The 19,872-nt window shown below is 70.0% G+C and carries 15 protein-coding genes and 4 pseudogenes; 4 read left to right on the top strand and 15 right to left on the bottom strand.

Going from position 1 to position 19,872, the window contains the following annotated elements:
- Nucleotides 1-434: 434 nt before the first annotated feature.
- The 5 genes from ABD350_RS18545 to rpsB form a co-directional block, all read right to left on the bottom strand.
- Nucleotides 435-1,574: a phosphatidate cytidylyltransferase gene (locus ABD350_RS18545; RefSeq protein WP_344349250.1), complete on the bottom strand. Its 1,140-nt coding sequence runs from the start codon at nucleotides 1,572-1,574 to the stop codon at nucleotides 435-437.
- Nucleotides 1,574-2,131: a ribosome recycling factor gene (frr, locus tag ABD350_RS18540; protein ID WP_344349249.1), complete on the bottom strand. Its 558-nt coding sequence runs from the start codon at nucleotides 2,129-2,131 to the stop codon at nucleotides 1,574-1,576. Before frr ends, ABD350_RS18545 begins: the two co-directional genes overlap by 1 nt.
- Nucleotides 2,132-2,305: 174 nt before the next feature.
- Nucleotides 2,306-3,064, bottom strand: a complete 759-nt coding sequence (gene pyrH / locus ABD350_RS18535; protein ID WP_030785074.1) for a UMP kinase — start codon at nucleotides 3,062-3,064, stop codon at nucleotides 2,306-2,308.
- Between the two features lie 216 nt (nucleotides 3,065-3,280).
- Nucleotides 3,281-4,117 carry a translation elongation factor Ts gene (tsf, locus tag ABD350_RS18530; RefSeq protein WP_344349248.1) on the bottom strand — a complete coding sequence of 279 codons (837 nt, stop codon included), beginning with the start codon at nucleotides 4,115-4,117 and terminating at the stop codon, nucleotides 3,281-3,283.
- A gap of 149 nt (nucleotides 4,118-4,266) precedes the next feature.
- Nucleotides 4,267-5,142: a 30S ribosomal protein S2 gene (rpsB, locus tag ABD350_RS18525; protein WP_344349247.1), complete on the bottom strand. Its 876-nt coding sequence runs from the start codon at nucleotides 5,140-5,142 to the stop codon at nucleotides 4,267-4,269.
- A 274-nt stretch (nucleotides 5,143-5,416) separates the two neighbouring features.
- Between rpsB and ABD350_RS18520 the strand changes: the two genes are divergently transcribed.
- On the top strand, nucleotides 5,417-5,974 hold the full coding sequence (locus ABD350_RS18520; protein ID WP_344349246.1) for a murein hydrolase activator EnvC family protein: 558 nt from the start codon (nucleotides 5,417-5,419) through the stop codon (nucleotides 5,972-5,974).
- Nucleotides 5,975-6,068: 94 nt separating this feature from the next.
- On the opposite strand, the gene ABD350_RS18515 is transcribed toward ABD350_RS18520, so the two are convergent.
- The 7 genes and pseudogenes from ABD350_RS18515 to ABD350_RS18485 all read right to left on the bottom strand — a co-directional run.
- Nucleotides 6,069-6,626: a TetR/AcrR family transcriptional regulator gene (locus tag ABD350_RS18515; RefSeq protein ID WP_344349301.1), complete on the bottom strand. Its 558-nt coding sequence runs from the start codon at nucleotides 6,624-6,626 to the stop codon at nucleotides 6,069-6,071.
- 64 nt (nucleotides 6,627-6,690) lie between these two features.
- Nucleotides 6,691-7,533 carry an RNA polymerase sigma factor WhiG gene (whiG, locus tag ABD350_RS18510; protein WP_344349245.1) on the bottom strand — a complete coding sequence of 281 codons (843 nt, stop codon included), beginning with the start codon at nucleotides 7,531-7,533 and terminating at the stop codon, nucleotides 6,691-6,693.
- A gap of 319 nt (nucleotides 7,534-7,852) precedes the next feature.
- Nucleotides 7,853-8,356: pseudogene (locus tag ABD350_RS18505) on the bottom strand (DNA-processing protein DprA); the annotation flags it as partial.
- A 35-nt stretch (nucleotides 8,357-8,391) separates the two neighbouring features.
- On the bottom strand, nucleotides 8,392-10,875 hold the full coding sequence (locus ABD350_RS18500) for a tyrosine-type recombinase/integrase (RefSeq protein WP_344349244.1): 2,484 nt from the start codon (nucleotides 10,873-10,875) through the stop codon (nucleotides 8,392-8,394).
- Entirely contained in the window at nucleotides 10,868-12,064 is a 1,197-nt protein-coding gene (locus ABD350_RS18495) for a tyrosine-type recombinase/integrase (RefSeq protein WP_344349243.1), read from the bottom strand. The genes ABD350_RS18500 and ABD350_RS18495 overlap by 8 nt, the downstream gene beginning before the upstream one ends.
- Nucleotides 12,065-12,125: 61 nt before the next feature.
- Nucleotides 12,126-12,791 (bottom strand): annotated as a pseudogene (locus ABD350_RS18490) (DNA-processing protein DprA); the annotation flags it as partial.
- Nucleotides 12,788-13,432 (bottom strand): annotated as a pseudogene (locus tag ABD350_RS18485) (ATP-binding protein); the annotation flags it as partial. The pseudogenes ABD350_RS18490 and ABD350_RS18485, both read right to left, overlap by 4 nt.
- A gap of 245 nt (nucleotides 13,433-13,677) precedes the next feature.
- Here ABD350_RS18485 and ABD350_RS18480 point away from each other — a divergent pair.
- The 3 genes from ABD350_RS18480 to ABD350_RS18470 are packed head-to-tail and all read left to right on the top strand — an operon-like array spanning nucleotide 13,678 to nucleotide 17,929.
- Nucleotides 13,678-14,739, top strand: coding sequence for a tyrosine-type recombinase/integrase (locus tag ABD350_RS18480; RefSeq protein ID WP_344349242.1), 1,062 nt, complete (start codon nucleotides 13,678-13,680; stop codon nucleotides 14,737-14,739).
- Nucleotides 14,736-17,357, top strand: a complete 2,622-nt coding sequence (locus tag ABD350_RS18475; RefSeq protein ID WP_344349240.1) for a tyrosine-type recombinase/integrase — start codon at nucleotides 14,736-14,738, stop codon at nucleotides 17,355-17,357. Before ABD350_RS18480 ends, ABD350_RS18475 begins: the two co-directional genes overlap by 4 nt.
- The gene (locus tag ABD350_RS18470) at nucleotides 17,354-17,929 is read left to right on the top strand and encodes a DUF6262 family protein (protein ID WP_344349239.1); all 576 of its coding nucleotides are present in this window, start codon (nucleotides 17,354-17,356) and stop codon (nucleotides 17,927-17,929) included. The genes ABD350_RS18475 and ABD350_RS18470 overlap by 4 nt, the downstream gene beginning before the upstream one ends.
- Nucleotides 17,930-18,072: 143 nt before the next feature.
- On the opposite strand, the pseudogene ABD350_RS18465 reads toward ABD350_RS18470, so the two are convergent.
- The 3 genes and pseudogenes from ABD350_RS18465 to ABD350_RS18455 form a co-directional block, all read right to left on the bottom strand.
- Nucleotides 18,073-19,056 (bottom strand): annotated as a pseudogene (locus ABD350_RS18465) (YifB family Mg chelatase-like AAA ATPase); the annotation flags it as partial.
- Nucleotides 19,057-19,419 (bottom strand): YraN family protein, encoded by a 363-nt coding sequence (locus tag ABD350_RS18460; RefSeq protein ID WP_344349238.1) that lies wholly within the window; start codon nucleotides 19,417-19,419, stop codon nucleotides 19,057-19,059.
- A 128-nt stretch (nucleotides 19,420-19,547) separates the two neighbouring features.
- Nucleotides 19,548-19,856: a DUF2469 domain-containing protein gene (locus ABD350_RS18455; RefSeq protein ID WP_014675276.1), complete on the bottom strand. Its 309-nt coding sequence runs from the start codon at nucleotides 19,854-19,856 to the stop codon at nucleotides 19,548-19,550.
- Between the last annotated feature and the right edge of the window lie 16 nt (nucleotides 19,857-19,872).

Below are 19,872 nucleotides of genomic sequence, written 5' to 3'. Positions count from 1 at the left end.
ACGCGGGCCGGGGAGACGGAACCGGAGGCGGGGCACGTGGAGACGCGGGCCGGGGACGCGGAACCGGACGCCGGGGGTGTAGAGACGCCGGCCGGGGACACGGAACCCGAGACGGGGCACACGGAGACGCCGACCGGGGACACGGAACCGGATGCCGGGCACGTGGAGACGGTGGCCGGGCACAGGGAGGCCTGGGCCGGGCACACGGACGCGGAGGCGGGGGCGGGATCGAGGGGCATCGGGCACACTCCCTGCTGCGGCGCCGGGCGGCGGCGCGGCCGACGTCCTGTGAGGAGTCTGCCGCGCGCGGCACCGGGCCGCCGATTCCTGCTGCGGCATCCGGGTACGGACCGCCCCGCCACCACGGCCTCGCCACTACGACGACGGCCCCCGCCCTGCCGCGACGCAGGACGGGGGCCGGGAAGCCGTACCGCTCACGCGGAGCCGACGAAGACCACCAGGAGCAGCCACACCACCGGAGCCGTGGGCAGCAGGGAATCCAGGCGGTCCATGATGCCGCCGTGCCCGGGGAGCAAGGTGCCCATGTCCTTGATGCCCAGGTCGCGCTTGATCATGGATTCGCCGAGGTCGCCCAGCGTGGCGCTGGCCGCGACCGCCAGGCCCAGCAGCAGACCCTGCCACCAGGCTCCGCCGTCGATCAGGAACTGCATGCACAGCGCGCCCGCCACCATGGCGAACAGCACCGCGCCCAGCAGGCCCTCGCGGGTCTTGCCGGGGCTGATGCGCGGGGCGAGCTTGTGCTTGCCGAAGCGCCAGCCGACCGCGTAGGCACCGGTGTCGCTGACGACCGTCAACAGCAGGAAGGTCAGCACCCGCCAGGGACCGTCGTCGGCGGCGAGCATCAGCGCGACGAACGTGGCCAGGAAAGGCACGTAGAACGCGGCGAAGACACCGGCCGTGACGTCCTTGAGGTAGCCCTCCGGCCGTTCCGTCATACGCCAGACCAGAGTGGCCAGGGCGGTGAGGGCCATGGCCACCCACGCGCCCTCGGCGCCGCGCACATAGCCGGCGACGACCATGGCCGCACCGCCCACCGCGAGCGGCACGAGCGGCGCCCTGATCTCCTTGCGCTCCTTGAGCCTGCTGGTCAGCTCCCACAGCCCGACGACGACGGCGATCGCTATCACGCCGACGAACACGGCCTTGACGATGAACAGGGACGCGACGATCACCACGCCGAGCCCGACGCCGACCCCTATGGCCGCGCTCAGGTCCCGGCCCGCGCTCTTCTTCTGCGGCGCCGGTGCCTGCGGCGGCTGCGGGACGTCGGACATGGGCTCCGGGTTCTGGGTCTCGGCCGGGAGCTCCCGGGCCTGGAACGTCTCGTCTCGGAACAGGGGGCCGCTCAGCCGAGCGGCCCCCCGGTCGTCGTCCTGGTCTCCGCCGTACGCGGGGCCGTCGGGCACGATGGGCATGGGGCGAGTCTGCTGCGCCTCAGGCGCATCGTACGTGGGACCCGCCGGGGCAGCCTCCTGGAGAGGCCCGCCCACGGTGGACCCCCAGTAGCCGGTCTGCCCCGCCGGTGGCGGCGCCCCCCAGGAAGAGTCGCTCATCAGACTTCGAGCAGCTCCGCTTCCTTGTGCTTCAGGAGCTCGTCCACCTGAGCGACGTACTTCGCCGTCAGATCGTCGAGGTCCTTCTCCGCACGGCGGCCCTCGTCCTCACCGATCTCGCCGTCCTTGACGAGCTTGTCGATGGCGTCCTTGGCCTTGCGGCGCACGGAACGGATGGAGACCTTCGCGTCCTCGCCCTTGCTCTTGGCGACCTTGATGTACTCGCGGCGGCGCTCCTCGGTCAGCTCGGGGAACACCACCCGGATGATGTTGCCGTCGTTGCTGGGGTTGACGCCCAGGTCGGAGTCACGGATCGCCTGCTCGATGTTGCGCAGCGCGCTCTTGTCGAACGGGGTCACGACCGCCATCCGCGGCTCCGGCACGGAGAACGAGGCCAGCTGGTTGATCGGCGTCGGGGCACCGTAGTAGTCGGCCACGATCTTGTTGAACATCGCCGGGTGCGCACGGCCGGTGCGGATCGCGGCGAAGTCCTCCTTGGCGACCACGACGGCCTTCTCCATCTTCTCCTCGGCTTCGAGGAGGGTCTCTTCGATCACCACTTGCTCCTGCGTGTCTTGAGTAAGGCCCGGCTGCGGTTCCTGCGTCGGTCGGCGGCCGGCTGCGTCGCGTCTTCTTCCTGCACGGTTCCCGACCGGCAGGACATTGTCCATCCCCCGGCCGGGGCCGGCCCCTTCGCAGGGCCGCACTTCACCGGCCGGGTTGATCCCGGGTCAGTCCCGGCTGCCCTGGTCACCCACCAGCGTGCCGATCTTCTCACCCTTGACGGCGCGGGCGATATTGCCCTCCGCGAGAAGCTCGAAGACGAGGATCGGGAGCCTGTTGTCACGGCACAGCGTGATGGCGGTGGCGTCGGCGACCTTGAGGTCCCGGGTGATGACCTCGCCGTAGCCGAGCGCGTCGAACTTGACGGCGTCGGGGTTGGTCTTGGGGTCGGAGTCGTAGACCCCGTCCACGCCGTTCTTGCCCATGAGCAGCGCCTCGGCGTCGATCTCCAGGGCGCGCTGGGCGGCGGTGGTGTCGGTGGAGAAGTAGGGCATGCCCATACCGGCGCCGAAGATGACCACGCGGCCCTTCTCCAGGTGGCGCACGGCGCGCAGCGGGATGTACGGCTCGGCGACCTGGCCCATGGTGATGGCGGTCTGCACCCGGGACTGGATGCCCTCCTTCTCCAGGAAGTCCTGGAGGGCGAGGCAGTTCATCACGGTGCCGAGCATGCCCATGTAGTCGGAGCGGGCGCGGTCCATGCCGCGCTGCTGGAGTTCGGCGCCACGGAAGAAGTTGCCGCCGCCGATGACGACCGCGATCTGGGCCCCGTCGCGCACGACGGCCGCGATCTCGCGGGCGATCTTGTGCACCACGTCCGGGTCCACGCCCAGGCCCCCGCCACCGGAGAAGGCCTCTCCGGACAGCTTCAGCAGAAACCGGCCGCGTACTTTGCCGTCGTCGCTCTTCTGGGCCTTGGTGGTCATGGGGGATCCCGCCTCTTTCACGTGGTGCACATACGAAGAAGGCCATTGCCGATGGGGTCGCTTTTCGCTCCCATGCGCGGCAATGGCCTCCTCGTCAGATCTGCTGCCGTCCGCCGCACGCCGGGGTGTGGCGATGGGGACGGACGACTGCGGTCGACCCTATCGGGATTTCCTGGCGGATCTTCCCTGGGGTCGCGCGTCGATCGCGGTACGGACTCAGATGCCGACCTTGATGCGCGAGAAGCGCTTCAGGGTGACACCGGCCTCGTCCAGAACCTTCTGGACCGACTTCTTGTTGTCCAGCGCGTACGGCTGGCCGAGCAGCGTGGCGTCCTTGAAGAAGCCGTTCAGACGACCCTCGACGATCTTGGCGATCGCGGCCTCGGGCTTGCCCTCGGCGCGGGTGGTCTCCTCGGCGATCCGGCGCTCGGACTCGACGACGTCCGCCGGCACGTCCTCCTTGGCCAGGTACTTCGGCGCGAAGGCGGCGATGTGCTGCGCGACGCCCTTGGCGACCTCGGCGTTCGGCTTGTCGAGCTCGACCAGGACACCGATCTGCGGGGGCAGGTCGGGCATGGTGCGGTGCATGTAAGCGGTGACGTAGCCGTCGGAGAACTGCGCGAAGCGGTCCAGGACGATCTTCTCGCCGAGGTTGGCGTTGGCCTCGTCCACGAACGCCTGGACGGTCTTGCCGGGCTCGATCTCGGAGGCCAGCAGGGCCTCGATGTCGGCCGGGTTCGTCTTGGCGACGTGCTCGGCGATGGCGTTGGCCACGGCCTGGAACTTCTCGCCCTTGGCGACGAAGTCCGTCTCGCACTTCAGCTCGACCAGGACACCGGAGGAGTTGTCCTCGGCGATGATGGAGACCACGGCGCCGTTCTCGGCGGAGCGGCCCTCGCGCTTGGCGACGCCCTTCTGGCCCTTGATGCGCAGCGCCTCGACGGCCTTCTCGACGTTGCCCTCGGCCTCGTCCAGCGCCTTCTTGCAGTCCATCATGCCGGCGCCGGTCAGCTCACGGAGCTTCTTGACGTCGGCGGCGGTGTAGTTCGCCATGAGTCTGTGAGTCTTTCTCGAAGTCGAAGATCCAAGGTCAGAGGGATCTGCGAGCCACATGTGGATGTGGGTCCGCGACGCGCCCCTGACCTACGGGTGAACAGCGGGGGCGGGCTTCATGTCGCCGCCCCCGCCATCAACTCTGACGGTCAGGCCTGCTCGCCCTCGGCGGCCGGGGCCTCGGCGGCGGGGGCCTCGGCAGCCGGAGCCTCGGCGGCAGCGGCGTCGGCGGCCGGAGCCTCCTCGGCCTTCTTCTCACCCTCCAGCAGGTCGCGCTCCCACTCGGCGAGCGGCTCGCCCGCGGCCTTCTCGCCCTTGTCACCGGCGGCCACGCCGGAACGGGCGATGAGGCCCTCGGCGACGGCGTCGGCGATCACACGGGTGAGCAGGGTGACGGAGCGGATCGCGTCGTCGTTGCCGGGGATCTTGTAGTCGACCTCGTCGGGGTCGCAGTTGGTGTCGAGGATCGCGACGACCGGAATGTTCAGCTTCCGGGCCTCACCAACGGCGATGTGCTCCTTCTTGGTGTCCACGATCCAGACGGCGCTGGGCACCTTCTGCATCTCGCGGATACCGCCGAGGGTCTTCTCCAGCTTGGCCTTCTCGCGGGAGAGGACCAGCAGCTCCTTCTTGGTCAGACCGGAGGCGGCGACGTCCTCGAAGTCGATCTGCTCCAGCTCCTTGAGGCGCTGCAGACGCTTGTAGACGGTCGAGAAGTTGGTGAGCATGCCGCCCAGCCAGCGCTGGTTGACGTAGGGCATGCCGACGCGGGTGGCCTGCTCGGCGATGGCCTCCTGCGCCTGCTTCTTCGTGCCGACGAACATGACCGTGCCGCCGTGGGCGACGGTCTCCTTGACGAACTCGTAGGCGCGGTCGATGTACGACAGCGACTGGAGCAGGTCGATGATGTAGATGCCGTTGCGCTCGGTGAAGATGAAGCGCTTCATCTTCGGGTTCCAGCGACGGGTCTGGTGACCGAAGTGGACGCCGCTCTCCAGCAGCTCCCGCATCGTGACGACGGCCATGGCCGTTTCTCCTTGGTGTTCTCGGTTGTGCCGCGTCCGCCGGACGGCGGTCGCGCCTGACGCCCGCGACGCGCCGTGCCGCGAAGGACCGAGGGGCGCTTGGTAGGAACCGTTGCCGGCCGCCGTACCGGGGCGTGCGAAGTCGACCCGGTGACCCGGATCGCCAGAAGAAGTGTACGGGACCGACGGAGTACCGGGTGACGGCACTGTCCACAACCGGCGAGTAGTCCACAGGCTCCGGCGGTGGGCGGCGGACTGCGGGACGGTGTACGGCATGCGCTACGTGACGTTGTGGACGGCTGTGCCGCTGGTGCTGGCGGCGGCCCTGCTCACCCCTCTGGCCTGGGCGGACACCCGGCCTCCGGCCCCGCCGACGGCCCCTCGGCCACAGGTCCCGGCCCTCGCCCGCGCCTGGCCGGTCGGCGTCCGGCCCCCGGTCCTGCGCGGCTGGCAGCCACCCCCGACGGTCTACGGCCCCGGACACCGGGGAGTGGACCTGGCCGCCCCCGCCGGCTCACCCGTACGCGCGGTGGCGCCCGGCCGGGTGCTGTTCGCGGGCCGGGTGGCGGGCCGCGGCGTGGTCTCGCTGGAGGTACGGGGAACGGACCTGCGGACGACGTACGAGCCGGTACGGGCCTCGGTACGCGCCGGCGACGAGGTGGGCGCGGGCGAGGTGGTCGGGGCGCTGGAGACAGGCGCCCACTGCGGCACGACACCCTGCGTCCACTGGGGCCTGCTACGGGGCGGAACCTACCTGGACCCCCTGTCCCTGCTGCCCCCGTGGCTCCTGAACGGGGGCCCATCGAGACTACTGCCGCCCCAGCCGGGCTAGGCGGGGCAGCGCGGCTGGGGCCCGCCCGGCCCGCCTAGTGGGCACGGTGGCCCGGGCCTGGTGGGTCGGTGGGGCTACATGGTCGTCGTCGCCGTCAGCTCGTCACACCACGCAGAGCCATGTTCACGGCCGCGTCCGTCACCACCGCGGGATCCTCGGCGGCGCCCAGCTCGATACGCCGCACCGCGGCGTCCACCACGCCCTGCAGCAGCATCGCCGCCAGCCGGGGCTGCTCATGGCCCAGCTCCCCGAGCGCCTCGACGATCATCGAGACCAGACCCCCGTGGGCCGCCCGGATCTTCTCTCGCGCCCCGGCGTCGAGTTCGCTCGCGGAGATGGCCACCACCGCCCGGTGCCGCCGGTCGCCGACCAGCGCGAGCTGCTGCCGGACGTACGCCTCGACCTTGCCCTCGGCCGAGCCGGCCCGCTCCATCGCCGCGGCGACCTCCGCCGCCCACACCGGGAAGTCGACCTCGCACAGCTCCTCGACCACCGCGGCCCGGGACCGGAAGTACTCGTACACGGACGACCGCGCCAGCCCGGTCCGCTCCGCCAGCGCGGGAAAGGTCAGCGCCTCCGTCCCGCCCTCGGACAGCAGGGACCGAGCCGCGTCCAGCAGGGCGGCTCGCTGCATCGACCGGTGTTCGGCCACGGAGGCCGCTCGAATCCTTGGCACGCCGACCACTTTACGGACCCGCCCTGGCGAAAGGGAGGACTCAGCGGCCGAAGGCGGCCAGCTTGGCGCGCAGCTGGAGCACGGACTTGGTGTGGATCTGGCTGACCCGGCTCTCGGTGACGCCGAGCACGTTGCCGATCTCGGCGAGGGTGAGCCCCTCGTAGTAGTACAGGGTGACGACGGTCTTCTCCCGCTCGGGCAGGGTGTTGATCGCCCGGGCCAGGAAGCGCCGCAGTTCCCGGTCCTCGGCCACCTCCACCGGGTTGTCGGCGGCGGTGTCCTCCAGCGTGTCCATCAGGCTGAGCCGGTCCCCGCCCTCGCCGCCGACATGCAGCAGCTCCTCCAGGGCGACCACGTTGGCCAGCGACAGCTGGCTGAACACGGCGTGCAGTTCGTCGATCTCCATGCCCAGCTCGGCGGCGACCTCGCCTTCCGTCGGCGTCCGCCGCAGCCGCGCCTCCAGGGTGGCGTAGGCGCGCTCGACGTTGCGCGCCTTCTGCCGGACCGAGCGGGGGATCCAGTCCAGCGCCCGCAGTTCGTCGATCATGGCGCCGCGGATCCGGGTGATCGCGTACGTCTCGAACTTGATCTCCCGGTCGATGTCGAACTTCTCGATCGCGTCGATCAGCCCGAACACTCCGGAGGAGACGAAGTCGGCCTGCTCCACATTGGGCGGCAGTCCGACGCTGACCCGGCCCGCCACGTACTTGACCAGCGGCGAGTAGTGCAGGATCAACTGCTCCCGCAGCCTGTCGTCCCCCGTCGCCTTGTACGACCGCCACAGCTCGTCGAGCGTCGAGGGTGCGGGCGGTCGGGCGCTGCCACCGTCGCGGGCGGCTGGGGGGATCGCCGCCCGGTCGGACCCGGAGGTGTGCTGGGGCATTCGTCGCCTTGTGCCGTTCTGCCGTGAAGTGTCGTGATGTGCTGTGAAGTGGGAGGAATAGGGGTCGGTGCGGAGAAAGGGGCTGACTGGGTGAGGTGTCGGTCTGATGTCGGGTTGACGCGGTCTGCGTCGCTCCTTCGTGAGCGTAGCGTGACTGTGGAGTCGCGGTGCGCGAACAAGACGGCTCCACCCCTGCGCGGGGGCGCGCGCCGCGCGGGTGACCGCACACCACGGTTCGCTCTCCGTGACCGGCCGGGGCGCCAACTCCGGGAAACACCAAGGGTGTCGGGGGTTCCCCCGGACGGCCGAACACGGTCGGTCAGCACGGTGGGTGACGGTCGCGGACCGAGATCACCGCCTGGCGTGTCAACTTCCAGCCATCGCCGTGTCGTTCGACATAGCCAAGCGCTCGGAGTTCGTACAGCCTCGCGATCGCGTCCTCCCGTGTGGTGCGCGCCCCGAGCGCGATCTCCTCGACGGGGGCGGCGCGGTTGCCGGGCAGGGCAGCGAGGACACCGCGGGCCTGCGGTTCCAGCAGGTCGCGCGGGAGCACGGGGCCGCGCCGGACGGGTGCGAGGTCGCCCATGGCACCGACGAGTTCGATGATCTCCGTGGCGTCGCCGACCAGGGTGGCCTCGCCGCGCAGCAGGTCGTGCACGCCCGCGGAGAGGGCGCTGGTGACCGGGCCGGGCACGCCCATGGTGAACCGGCCGAGGCGCTGGGCGGCCCGCGCGGTGGCCAGCGAGCCGCTGCGGCGGGCGGCCTCCACGACGACGGTGCCCCGGGTCAGCGCGGCGATGACGCGGTTGCGGAGGATGAACCTTCTCTGCACCAAGTCAAGCGAGACGATCACGACGGTCAGTCGGATTGGGGACGGGTAGTCGGGATTCCGAGGGAGACAGGCGGTCGGTGTGCAAGGCGGGCGGCATCGGCCTGCTTGGTGCGGACGAAGGTCAAGGTCATGTCGATGCCCTCGATCTCGCCGAGCCACTGTTCGGCCTCGGCTCGTTTGCGCCGGAGGATCAGGTCCTTCTCGATCTCGGCGAGCCTCGGCAGCATCTTGGGGTTGACCTGCAGCATCGGGCATCGGATGCAGGCGTGTTCATGCTGGCAGGGTGATCCGTAGGGTCGAGCGCAGTTGCCGAGTTCGACCTTGCGCTTGTCGAAGTGTTCTTCGAACTCCTCCCATTCCTCGGGGGTGACGTCGACGTACTCGTGCTCGGGCCGCAGGGCCCGGCGGTGGTTCAGGAACTCCTGGTAGTGCTTGACGATGTCCTCGGCGAAGACCGCGACGTAGCCCTGAGTGGTTTGGAGATTTAGGTGTCCGAGCAGGGCCGCTCCGATGTGGATCGGCAGGCCGCCGTTGACGATGTCGGTCGCGAAGAGCCGGCGGAAGTCGTGCGGGGTGAACTTGGTGCCGGCGAAAGCCGGGTTCGTTTCGGCGATCTCCTCGCAGCTGCGTCCGATCATGTTGAGGACCGTGGCGGGAGCGATGACCCCGCGGACGGTGCCGATCTGTCGCTGGAAGAGGAACGGCATGGCATCTGACCAGACCTTTTCGTGTCCGTCGTAGCGACTCACGAGCGGAATCGCCTGGCCGTTGCGGGTGTGCCGCCGGATGATCTGGGCAACGGCGTGGAACAGCTCGGCGGACATCGGGATCACGCGCTCGCGTTCACTCTTCGAGGGCGCGACGACCAGGAGGGCGATGACCTCGCCGTTGGGCCGCTCGTATTGGCGGATGCTGAGGTGCGTGAGCTCGACGAGTTCCTCGACGCGGATGCCGCTGTGCCGCAGGATCTCGACGGCGACCCACTCCCAGAAGGCCGAGTCCTCGGCCATGGTCACGTGAATCAGCTCGCCGGTGTCGTCGTCGGTGACGCGGACGGTCGGCTCGGCAAGGATCTTCGCCCGGCGTCTGTCCTCCCTGGAATTGGTGCGTGTGAACCGGCGGCCCTGGTGCTCGAAGGACTCGCCGAGCGGAACGGGGCTGGCGGCCTCCAACAGGCTGGCCAGCCGCTCGTAGCGTTCCTCGACGTGCCGGACGAGGACCGGCAGCAGGGGCTGGCGGACCCGGGTGCGGTCGGCCATCCGCCGGTTGACCTCACGGCGCCGCTTTCCAAAGCCCTTCAGGTCCCGGGGCAGGATCGGGCATGGGGCCACCCACTGGGCCCACCGTTCCGGCTCCGCGACGGCCCAGCTGTGGAGGTCGACGTAGAGGCCGCGGACGGCCAGCAGGAGTGTCGCGGGGTCCTTGCGGATCTTGGTCCGGTCGGTCTTGCCGTTCCGGCGCCAGTACTGGATCTCGGCCCGCCACTGGTCGTAGAGCTCCTGGCTGAGGTTCAGGTCCTGCTGATCGGGGCTGATCTCCTCGATGACGGACCAGAAGTGGCCGGCCAGGTGGCGGGCAAGGCCTTGGAGCGTGACGTAGTCCGTGTCCGATCGGCGCCGGACCAGGTAGTCGATCAGGAGCTGGCGGACCCCGGCGTTCTTGATGCCGTAGAGGTCGACGAGTTCCTCGATGCTTCGCTGGCCGTTGTAGATGAACGTCCGCAGGGTCGGGGCCGTCCCGGGAGGGAAGTGCCCCATCTTGTGCAGGATCTCCCAGGCTCCCAGGGCCGCGAACCTGGTGTGGTCCCTGTTCGCGCCGTGCGTCAGGCCCAGGCGCTTGTTCTCCAGCGAGTAGTGCAGCAGAGCCGAAGGCGTCAGATGCTCCAGGTTGATGCCCTGCGTGGTCAAAGCGCAGGTCAGGTCGAACTTCGCCCGGTGCCGATGCACCGCAGTGAGGTGCCGCTGAGCGTCGACCGTGCTGAAGAACTCGTCCAGCCCGGGGTCCTTCTGGACCTGGCGGAACGGCTCGGCGTAGTCGATGAACTTGTTCGCCCGGAACCCGGAGATCGAGGGCTGGATGATCCGTGCTGCGAACGCCATCCTCAGCGCGGAGGTCAGGTTGCTCCTGTCGTAACGGACCTCCTGACGGCCCAGGACGCTGACCGGCGTCGCGTTCTCGTCGTTGAAGCCGCTGGCCTCCCAGCGTTCCTGCCAGGTGTCCCCGGGCAGTTTCGCCAGGTGCCGGAACAACATCCGGACGCCGGCTCGGCGCTTCTCCGCCCCGGACCGTGTCTGCCCCGGCCAGACCACCTTGGCAAGATCACACAGCTCGGTGATGTCGGCCCTCGACAGGTCCCCGAAGGGCGCCGGCGGCTTCTCGGGCCGCGGCGCCGGGGCCGCCTTCACCGACGCGCTACTGAAGCGCGTCGGCACCTTCTCCCTGGGCGTCTCCGAGTAGTTCTGGCGCCGGTTGCGGACCGTGTAGGTGGAGACTGTCGTGCGGCTAGGCACCGAACACCGCCTTGATGTCGTCGGGGTCGTAGCCCGCGGAGAAGGTCCGCTGGACCCGGGGCCGGTTGTAGTGGGCCTGGAGGGCGTCGAAGAGGTCCTCGACGCGGGCGTTCAGGTAGCGGCCGGTGGTCGCCAGGTCGGTGTGCCGCAGAATTGCGCGGACCTGGGCCAGGGTGAGGTTGGGGTCGTTCGCCATGCGGTTCGCGGCCGTGTGCCGCAGGTCGTGCAGGGTCCAGTTCGTGCCGAGCCTCTCGTTGACCCGCTGGAAGACCCGCCGCATCGCCCAGTAGGTCAGCGGCCGGTCCGGTCCCCGCAGCGTGCGCAGGACCGGCTCGTGGGCCGACGGGAGGCCGATGCTGTCGAGGTAGGCGGCCAGAATCGTCAGTGCCTGCGGGCTCGCGGGGACGGCCTCGCGTTCATCGGTGCCCTTGGTGACCACGTAGATCAGCTGCTTGGCCCAGTCGATGTCGCCCGGGGTGACCCCGAGGAGTTCGCTGGCCCGGGAGCCGCTGGAGACGTAGAGCAGGACGGCCGCCCTGTCCCGGTCGCAGGTCATGGCCTCGAAGAGCTCGTCCCACATCGCGTCGGGAATCGACCGGGGATCGGTCTGCCTGACGCGCTGCCGCAGCCGGGCCCTGCGGAACCGGGGCACCTCACCGTCCGGGGATCGGTGCGCAAGTGCACGGCGCTGGGCCACGGACTCGGGCACCGGGTTGACCAACGGGCCCCGGTTGTAGTGGCGGTGGTAGGCGTAGAAGCTGCAGACCACGGTCAGGCAGTGGTTGATCGTTCTCGGCGCGTATCCCTCCCCGAGGTAGGGCTTGCCGGTGCGAGGGTTCACCGAGCCGGGCCGCGGAGCGTTCGGATTCCGCCGGCGCCGCTGCGGGTTCGGCGCCACTCGGAGCCAGCCCACCAGCGCGGACGCTTCCGCTTCGGTCGCTCGGTCCCACGGGACCCCGAGGAACCACAGCAGCCGGAACCAGCGCTGCAGGTCGTACGCGTAGCTCTTGACGGTCAACGGCCGGTTGTCGTCCAGGGTGAGACCCCGAAGGTACGGAACGACCGGGGCAACGAGGGCCCCGTCAGGATCAAGGACGGCGTACCGAGGTATGGATTCCAGCTTGACGACCGAGCCCACGCGGGGCACATCGGCCCGGCCCTCGATCAGCTGGCGATGGAGGTCTTGCAACACACACTTCCTTGCGAGCGGAGATCATCTCGCTTCATGATCAGAGATGCGTGGTGCAGTTAACACACCGGCTGGGGGTCGGGTGGTCGCCGGGTGGCAGCTCGCCGATCACCAGTCCCTGGTGGGCGATCCGGCCGATCAGGGCGGCGTGGCCGCGGGGGTAGGGCTGGTCGACACCGCAGGCCAGAACGGCGACGGTGGCGCCGCGGGCGGCGAGGGCGCCCCGGTGGGCGGCGCCGTCGATGCCGTAGGCGCCGCCCGACACCACCACCCAGCCGCGTTCGGCGAGGCCGGCGGCGAGGGTGGCCGCCGTGTGGGTGCCGTACTCGGTGCAGGCGCGGGCGCCGACCACGGCCACGGAGCGCAGCGCCCACATCCGCAGGCTGGGCCGGCCGCGCACCCACAGCCCGAGGGGCCGGCCGTCGCCGAGGTCGTCGAGCTGGCGGGGCCATTCGCCGTCCCCCGGGCACACGAACCGCGCCCCGGCGGCCCGGGCGAGCGCGAGATCCCGCTCCGGCTCGGCCCGGCCGGCCCGCGCGAGCAGCCCCGCCCACCGGGTGGGGGTGACCCCCGGCAGGGCCTCACCCCCACACCGCAGCCGCCGCACCACCTCCCCCACCCCCAACTCCCGCACCCACCGCCCCGCGACCTCGTCCCCCGGCTCGATCACCCGCCCCAGAAAGACCCGCCCGAGCAGTTCGTCCCCAGGGCCCTCGGCACCGGTCATGTGAGTGCCCCGATGGCCATCGGCACTCCACGGGGGACGCCGGTGCGCAGGTGCAGGGCCAGGGCGACGTCGGTCGCGTCCGGGCGGTCGTGCCCGACGAGGTCGGCGATCGTCCAGGCGACCCGCAGCACCCGGTCGATGCCGCGGGCGGTGAGCACACCGCGCTCCAGGTTGCGTTCGGCCTCGTCCATCGCCCCGGCGGCGGCGTGGAACCGGTTGCGCAGTTCGCGGCCGGGCACTTCGCTGTTGGTGCGCCATGGCGTGCCGTCGAGGCGGGCCGCCGCCCGCTCGCGAGCCTGCCGTACCCGGTCGGCCACGGTCGCCGTGGATTCGCCGCGGGCGCCGGGCTCGGTGAGCTGGGCCCGGGTGACCGGATCGACCTCCACCCGTAGATCCACCCGGTCCAGCAGCGGTCCGGACAGCCGGGACTGATAGCGGCGGATCGCCGACGGCGGGCACTCGCACAGTGAGTCGCGGAGCGAGAAGCGGCCACAGGGACAGGGGTTGGCCGCCAGGACCATCAGAAACCTCGCCGGGAACCGGACCACACCGGCGCTGCGCGCGATCACGACGTGCCCCGACTCCAGTGGCTGCCGCAGGGCGTCCAGGGTCTGGCTGTGGAACTCGGGGGCCTCGTCCAGTTTTCCGGCCGCCCTTTGAGCTGTACGTGATGTCTGCGGTGCCCGTGACTCACGACATCCCGTTCTCGTTTTCCGGCCTGGTTCGGGATGTTCGCCACGTTGCGTCAGGTCGAGATGGAGGACAAGTGGCCCGCAGGCTACTCATGGGACAGCTGCGAGTTCAGGAGGTACGGCACCGCGATGGACGGCGCTCGTACACGATCCTGGAGCCGGCTGGTGGAGTGCACTCAGAAGCTGAGCCGTTCTTGGCGGAGTACGCCGGGGACGGCACGGACCGGACGTACGCATATCTGCTCGTCGACCATCTGCGGTGGCTCAGGCAGGAGGGGCTGGCCCCGAAAAACGTCACCTTCTCGGATGTGAAGCGGTACATGGGGGCGGTGGGGGCCGAGGTTCCGATGCCGCTGGGGACGCCGTGGCGGATCGGGAAGAAGTCGTACGGCAACAGCACGCTGAAGACGGCGGCTGCGTGTCTGAAGGGCTTCTACCTGCACCATGCCGATCAGGGCATCAACACCGAGCTCGGCGAAGTGCTGAAGGCGAAGCGGCTTCCAACGAAGGCGGACAAGCAGCGTTCGCTGCTGGGGCACGTCAAGAAGATCATGCCCGGCAACCCGCTGGCGCCCAAGAACCAGCGTCGGCGGCACCCGAAGATGCTGCCGGACGGTGCCCGCGAGGTGGTGCGGGCGGAGGTCAACTCTGCCCGTGACCGGCTGGTGGTCGACTGGCTGGGCGACGGCGGGTTCCGCATCGGCGAGCTCTGCGGCCTGCACCTGGCGGACCTGCACCTGCGGGACGGGGCGGCCTGCGGCCAGTGCCGCACACCGCATGCCCACGTGTGTCACCGCGAGGGTCTGCCCAACGGGGCGAGAGCGAAGACAAAGTACGACTGGGAACTGGAAGAGGACGGGGTCATCCGCGGTGGGCTGATCAAGCGGGTGAGCCCGGCGATGATCCACTCCTACTTCGACTACATGACGGGTGAGTATCCGCGGGCCGCCGAGCACGGGCACCTGCTGGTGCAGCAGCACGGCCGGCACCGGGGAATGCCCTGGGCGCCGGAAGGGGCCCGCAAGATGATCGGCCGGGCCGGGACCCGGGCGGGGCTGGGCCGGATCCGCCCGCACATGTTTCGCCACTCGTTCGCGACCGCGGTCCTCGACGCTTCGCACGGGAACCTGGTGGTGACCCGGGACGCCGGCGGGTGGGCCTCGACCGAGGTTGTTGACGAGATCTACGCCCACGTCGACATCCACGACCCGGTCTTCGATGCCGCCCTGCGCACGGTCTGGGGTGAACGCGTGTGACGACCGAGACGCCGCCCGTGCTGCTGCCCGTTGTCGACATCCATGGCGACCGCCGGGAGGTCCGCGACCGCCTGGAGCTACTCGAAGCCCTCATCAACGCACCGACGATCGAGCCCTTCTACCGGGACGACCTGATCAAGGTCCCGCCCCGGCATGAGGTCTATGCCTGGCAGTGCGCAGTCGAGGTCTGCACCACGCCCCGCACGACGGGCAAGGATCTGTGCAGCCCGCACCAGCTTCATTGGCTCCAAACGCACCGCGAACAGCCTGAGTTGAACCGGTACACCTATGCGCGGACCACCGGTCCGCTGCACTGCACGGAGACCACGTCGGAGCCGGCGGACTGCCAGCTCTGCCCGGGGCGGCCGGTCACGAACATGCTGCGCAAGCTGTGTCAGCGGCACACCGGCCGCTGGAAGGCAGTCGTCAGGGACAACCCGCAGGCGGACTTCGAGGACTGGCTGCTCTTGCAGGAGGCCCTTCCTTCCTATGGCCAATGCCGGGCGGCGGTCTGCGTGTCGTGGGCCCGCACCCCGCTGGGGCTCTGCGCGACGCACGAGGAGTGGTACGCGGAGGAAGGCCGCCCCGGCGGGGCCGCACTGCTGGATCACTGGTGGAGCCACGAGCAGGCCGGACGGCAGGTCCTGACGTCCTGCGGGGACAAGAGCGCCTTCCGTGCCTGGTGCTCGCGAGTCCGGGCCGCAACGAGGGCGGGACAGGTCAATCTGCGCGGTCTGCCACCGATGGTCCAGGCCGAGATCCGCTGGGGAATGATCACGCACGCCGCACGGTCCCAGCACACCGACTGGCCGCTGCAGTGGCTGCAGCGGATCGTGGATGTCGCCCGCGCCGAGCGCGTCGCGTCGCTGTTCGACGAGCACCTTCCCGAGTCGCAGCTTCACCGGCGCGGGCGCCTGGTGCTCGAAGAGATCCGGCGCCACCTTCAGCAGGTCTACTTCACCCGAACCGACAGCAAGGAACTCGGCTACATCGACACCGAGCACTTCGGGATCCGCTTCCGGCATCGCCTCAGCCAGTTCGACCTGACGCAGGTGTCCCAGCGGTGGCTCCGTGACCTGCTCTGGGACCACCTTGCCAGCCGCCTGGACGACCCGGCCGGCTCGCGGAGCAACACGCCCTTCGACGCCTGCCGGCGGGCCTGCATCGAGCTCAGTGCGTTCTTGACGCTCACCGCGCCGGAGGGCGGACACGACCAGACGCTGCTGGACGGCGACCACATGAAGCGGTTCGTCGCCGATCACCGCAACCGCGCCCGTGAGGGCCTGCCGCACCTGGGCGTCATCCACCCGACCACGAAGAAGCCGACCCCGGTCACCGACGTCTCGTTGCGGTTCGTGTTCAACTACGGGCGGCTCGTCCTGCGCGACGCGCTGGACAGCGGCGAGGCCGCGAAGATCGGCCTGTCACCCGCGTTCATCACCGCGCTGCCGCACGGCGGTGGGAACGGGGTTGCCGAACGCCAGCGCAGCCCGTTCTCCGACGAGGTCGCACGGGCCTTGGCCGACGAGCACAACCTCCAGCAGCTGGTGGCCGACCATGACTCCCACAACCGCGGGGTCCGCGACATCTGGGAGACCCTCGTCTTCAGCGGCCGCCGCTGCGGCGAGGTCCTGAATCTGCGGCTGGAGTGCATCGGCCGCTACGGCGGGCTGCCGTTGCTCTGGCACGACCAGACGAAGGTCGGCAACTATGACGAGGCGATCCGCATCCCAGAGCGGATCTACCAGCGGATCCGTGCCCGTCAGCGCGTCACCCTCGGTCGGTTCGAGGAACGTCACGGCCGTCCGCCGACCAAGGCCGAGCGCAGGAAGATGGCCCTGTTCCCCAGCCACATCCGCAACCCCCGAGCGACGCAGGCGATCTCCTACACCTTCTTCCACACCGGCTTCTCCGGCTGGATCGACAAGCTCGACCTGGGCTCCGTTGTCCCGCACCAGGCCCGTCACACGCTGGCGACGAACCTGCTGCGGCACGGCGCCGGACTGCACCACATCCGCAAGTACCTCGGTCAGGTGTCGGTCCGCATGGCCGAGCACTATGCCAAGGTCGCCAGCTCCGAGGTCGAGGACGTCCTCCAGCACGTCTGGGTCTCCGGTCCCGGCTCCGCTGCCCCGGGCACGCTCATCGCCTCGCCCGCGGACGAGATGAGCCGGGCCGAAGCCGAGGCCCTCGCGCTCGACCTGTCGCGCCGGTCCACGCCGGCTGAGGGCGGTTTCTGCACCTTCCAGCCCGTCGTGGACGGCGGCGAATGCCCGCGGAAGCTCGACTGCGAGGGCTGCGACCGGTTCGTCATGTCGGGCGCCGACCTCGTCTACTGGCACCGCAAACGCGAACAGTGGGGGTCCATGGCCGAACGGGCCCCCGACGACAAGACCGCCGACTACCTGCACTCGTTGTTCGAACCCACTGGGCAGGCCATCGACGGCTTGGAGAAGGCGCTGGCCGCCCTGGGCCTGCTCGACGAGGCGCTCGCGCTGGACCTGCGCCGGCCGCAGGACTACTTCGGCCGGATCTGGAGCACCGCGTTCAGGGCCACGGACCTGGCTGCTGCCGCGGACGACGGTCTGCTCGACGGGTGGACTGGGGAGGAAGCGTGACAGCCCCCGCAGCCCGCACCGCGAACGCGCTGGAAGCCCGCCGCCGCCGGACAGAAGCCAGTCTGGAGCGGATCCAGGTCGCCCTGGAACAGCTCCTCCAGAAGCGCCAGCCCATCACAGTTGCCGCCGTCGCCCGGCACGCGGACGTCTCGCGCACGTTCCTCTATGAGCACGTCGAGGCCCGGACCCTCGTCGAGGAAGCGACCAGTCGCGCCGCTGGCCGCCGAGCCCAGGATCGCCAGGCAGCGCACGCAGCGATGGAGGCCTCCTGGCGCGAACGCGCACTGAATGCGGAGGAATCCCTCAAGGCCGCTCAGGACGAGATCCTCGCGCAACGCGAACAGCTCGGCGAGCTCCTCGGCCAGATCAGGGACCTGCAGACGCCCTGGAGCGAGGCCGACATCGTCCGGATCACCACCGAGAATTCCACCCTGACCCGACGCGCCCGCCGAGCGGAAGCCGAGGCGAAGTCGCTCACCACCAAGCTCGCCGCCGCCCGCGACAACGTCCGCTTCGCAGACAGGCGCATCGCCGACCTCGAAGCCCAACTCATCGAAAAGGATCAGTCATGATCTCATCCCGGAGGCCCCGCCACCGGCGGGACCATCACCCGATCGAGCGACACGCCATGCGACGCGCTGCACGTCGCGGACATGTTCGCTACGTTCCTTCCCAGGTCACGGGCCATCGCGCAGCTTCCTCAGCCGGAAAACGGCAGGAAGAGCACGCCTCGATGGGCCAGGGACACCGCCCCGGGCCGGGCGATGCCGGGGCCGCCGCCGACGAGTGACTGCATCGTGGCCGAGTGGTGGGGCGCGCAGTAGGGGGCGACGTCGATGAGCGGCTTGCCCGGGGGCAGCAGCCCGGCGACCGAGTGCACCGCCGTGACCTCCAGCGAGGCTTCCCGGGTGAGCCGGGGAAGGACCGCGGGCAGGCGTTCGGCGAGCATCGTCTTGCCCGCGCCGGGCGGGCCCTCCAGGAACAGGTGGTGTCCGCCCGCGGCGGCCACCTCCACGGCCGTGCGGGCGGCGGTCTGCCCCACGACGTCCGCCAGGTCGTGTCCGTGGTCGTGCTGGGCGGCGCCCATGCTGTGCATGCCGGTGGCCGCGCCCGTGCCCGGCACCCGCAGCCCGGCCAGCAGGGGGTCGGGCCGGCCCTGCTCGTCCGGCTCCTCGTCGGGTACGGGTTCCTCGGCGAGGACCGCGATGAGCTGGCGCAGGGTGCGGACCCCGAGCACGGACACGCCGGGGACCAACGAGGCCTCGGCGGCAGCGCATTCGGGCACGACCACCTGCTCGTACCCGGCGTCGGCCGCCGCGAGGACGGCCGGCAGGATGCCTCGTACCGGCCGCACCCGGCCGTCCAGCCCCAGCTCTCCGATCATGACGATGTCCGCCAGGACACGGGGATCGATCCGTTCGGCGGCGCCGAGCACCGCGCAGGCGACGGCCAGGTCGAAGCCCGAGCCGGCCTTGGGAACCGAGGCCGGGCTGAGTCCGACGGTGAGCTTCTTCTGCGGCCATTCGCCGCCCGAGTTCACCACCGCCGCCCGTACCCGGTCACGGCTTTCCGTCAGGCTTTTGTCCGGGAGGCCGACCAGGGTGAAGGCCGCTACCCCGGGTTCCAGGTCGGCCTGGACCTCGACGACCACGCCCTCGACGCCCACCAGGGCGACGGAGCAGGTGCGGGCGAACGCCATTCAGGCCACCCCCCGCGCGTGCTCGACCGAGGGCGCGCCCCGGCGGGGCAGGAGGACGCCGACGAGGTCGATGCGGACGCCGCCCGGCGGTGCTCCTCCGTGGGCCTGGACCCAGTGTTCGGCGAGGGCCCGCAGCCTGGCCGCCTTCTCGGGGGTCACCGCGGCCATCGGATGCTCGTAGGAACCGCCCCTGCGGGTCTTCACCTCGCAGACGACGAGCGTGTTCCCGTCCCGCGCCACGATGTCGATCTCGCCGGAGCGTCCACTGCGCCAGTTGCGCTCCAGGATCGTCATGCCGGCCTCGGCGAGCCGCCGGGCGGCCAGGTCCTCGCCGTATTTGCCGATTGCCTCTCGTGCGTTCATGTCGGCACCTCCTTGGGCGCCAACCGTCACGCATCCCGGCCCCCCGCTGTTGATCTTGGGGGACTACTCGGCGGTTGTGGAAAACTCCGCCACCCGAACGAGTGGCGTCATGGTGAAGCCGCAGGTCATCAGCCGCCCGGCAGCTCCAGATCGCTCTTGTTCAGCTCCTCGATGTTCACGTCCTTGAACGTCAGGACGCGCACCTGCTTGACGAAGCGGGCCGGGCGGTACATGTCCCAGACCCAGGCGTCGGCCATGGTGACCTCGAAGAATACCTCGCCCTGCACCGAGTGCACCTGCATCTCGTAGTCGTTGGTGAGATAGAAACGCCGCTCGGTCTCGATCACGTATTTGAACAGACCGACGACATCTCGGTACTCCCGGTAGAGCTTCAGCTCCATCTCGGTCTCGTACTTTTCGAGGTCCTCGGCGCTCATGGCATGTTCCCCTTCA

The sequence above is a fragment of the Streptomyces nogalater genome, assembly GCF_039532885.1.
GTDB lineage: Bacteria > Actinomycetota > Actinomycetes > Streptomycetales > Streptomycetaceae > Streptomyces > Streptomyces nogalater.
This window is presented reverse-complemented; position numbering and strand designations above follow the sequence as displayed.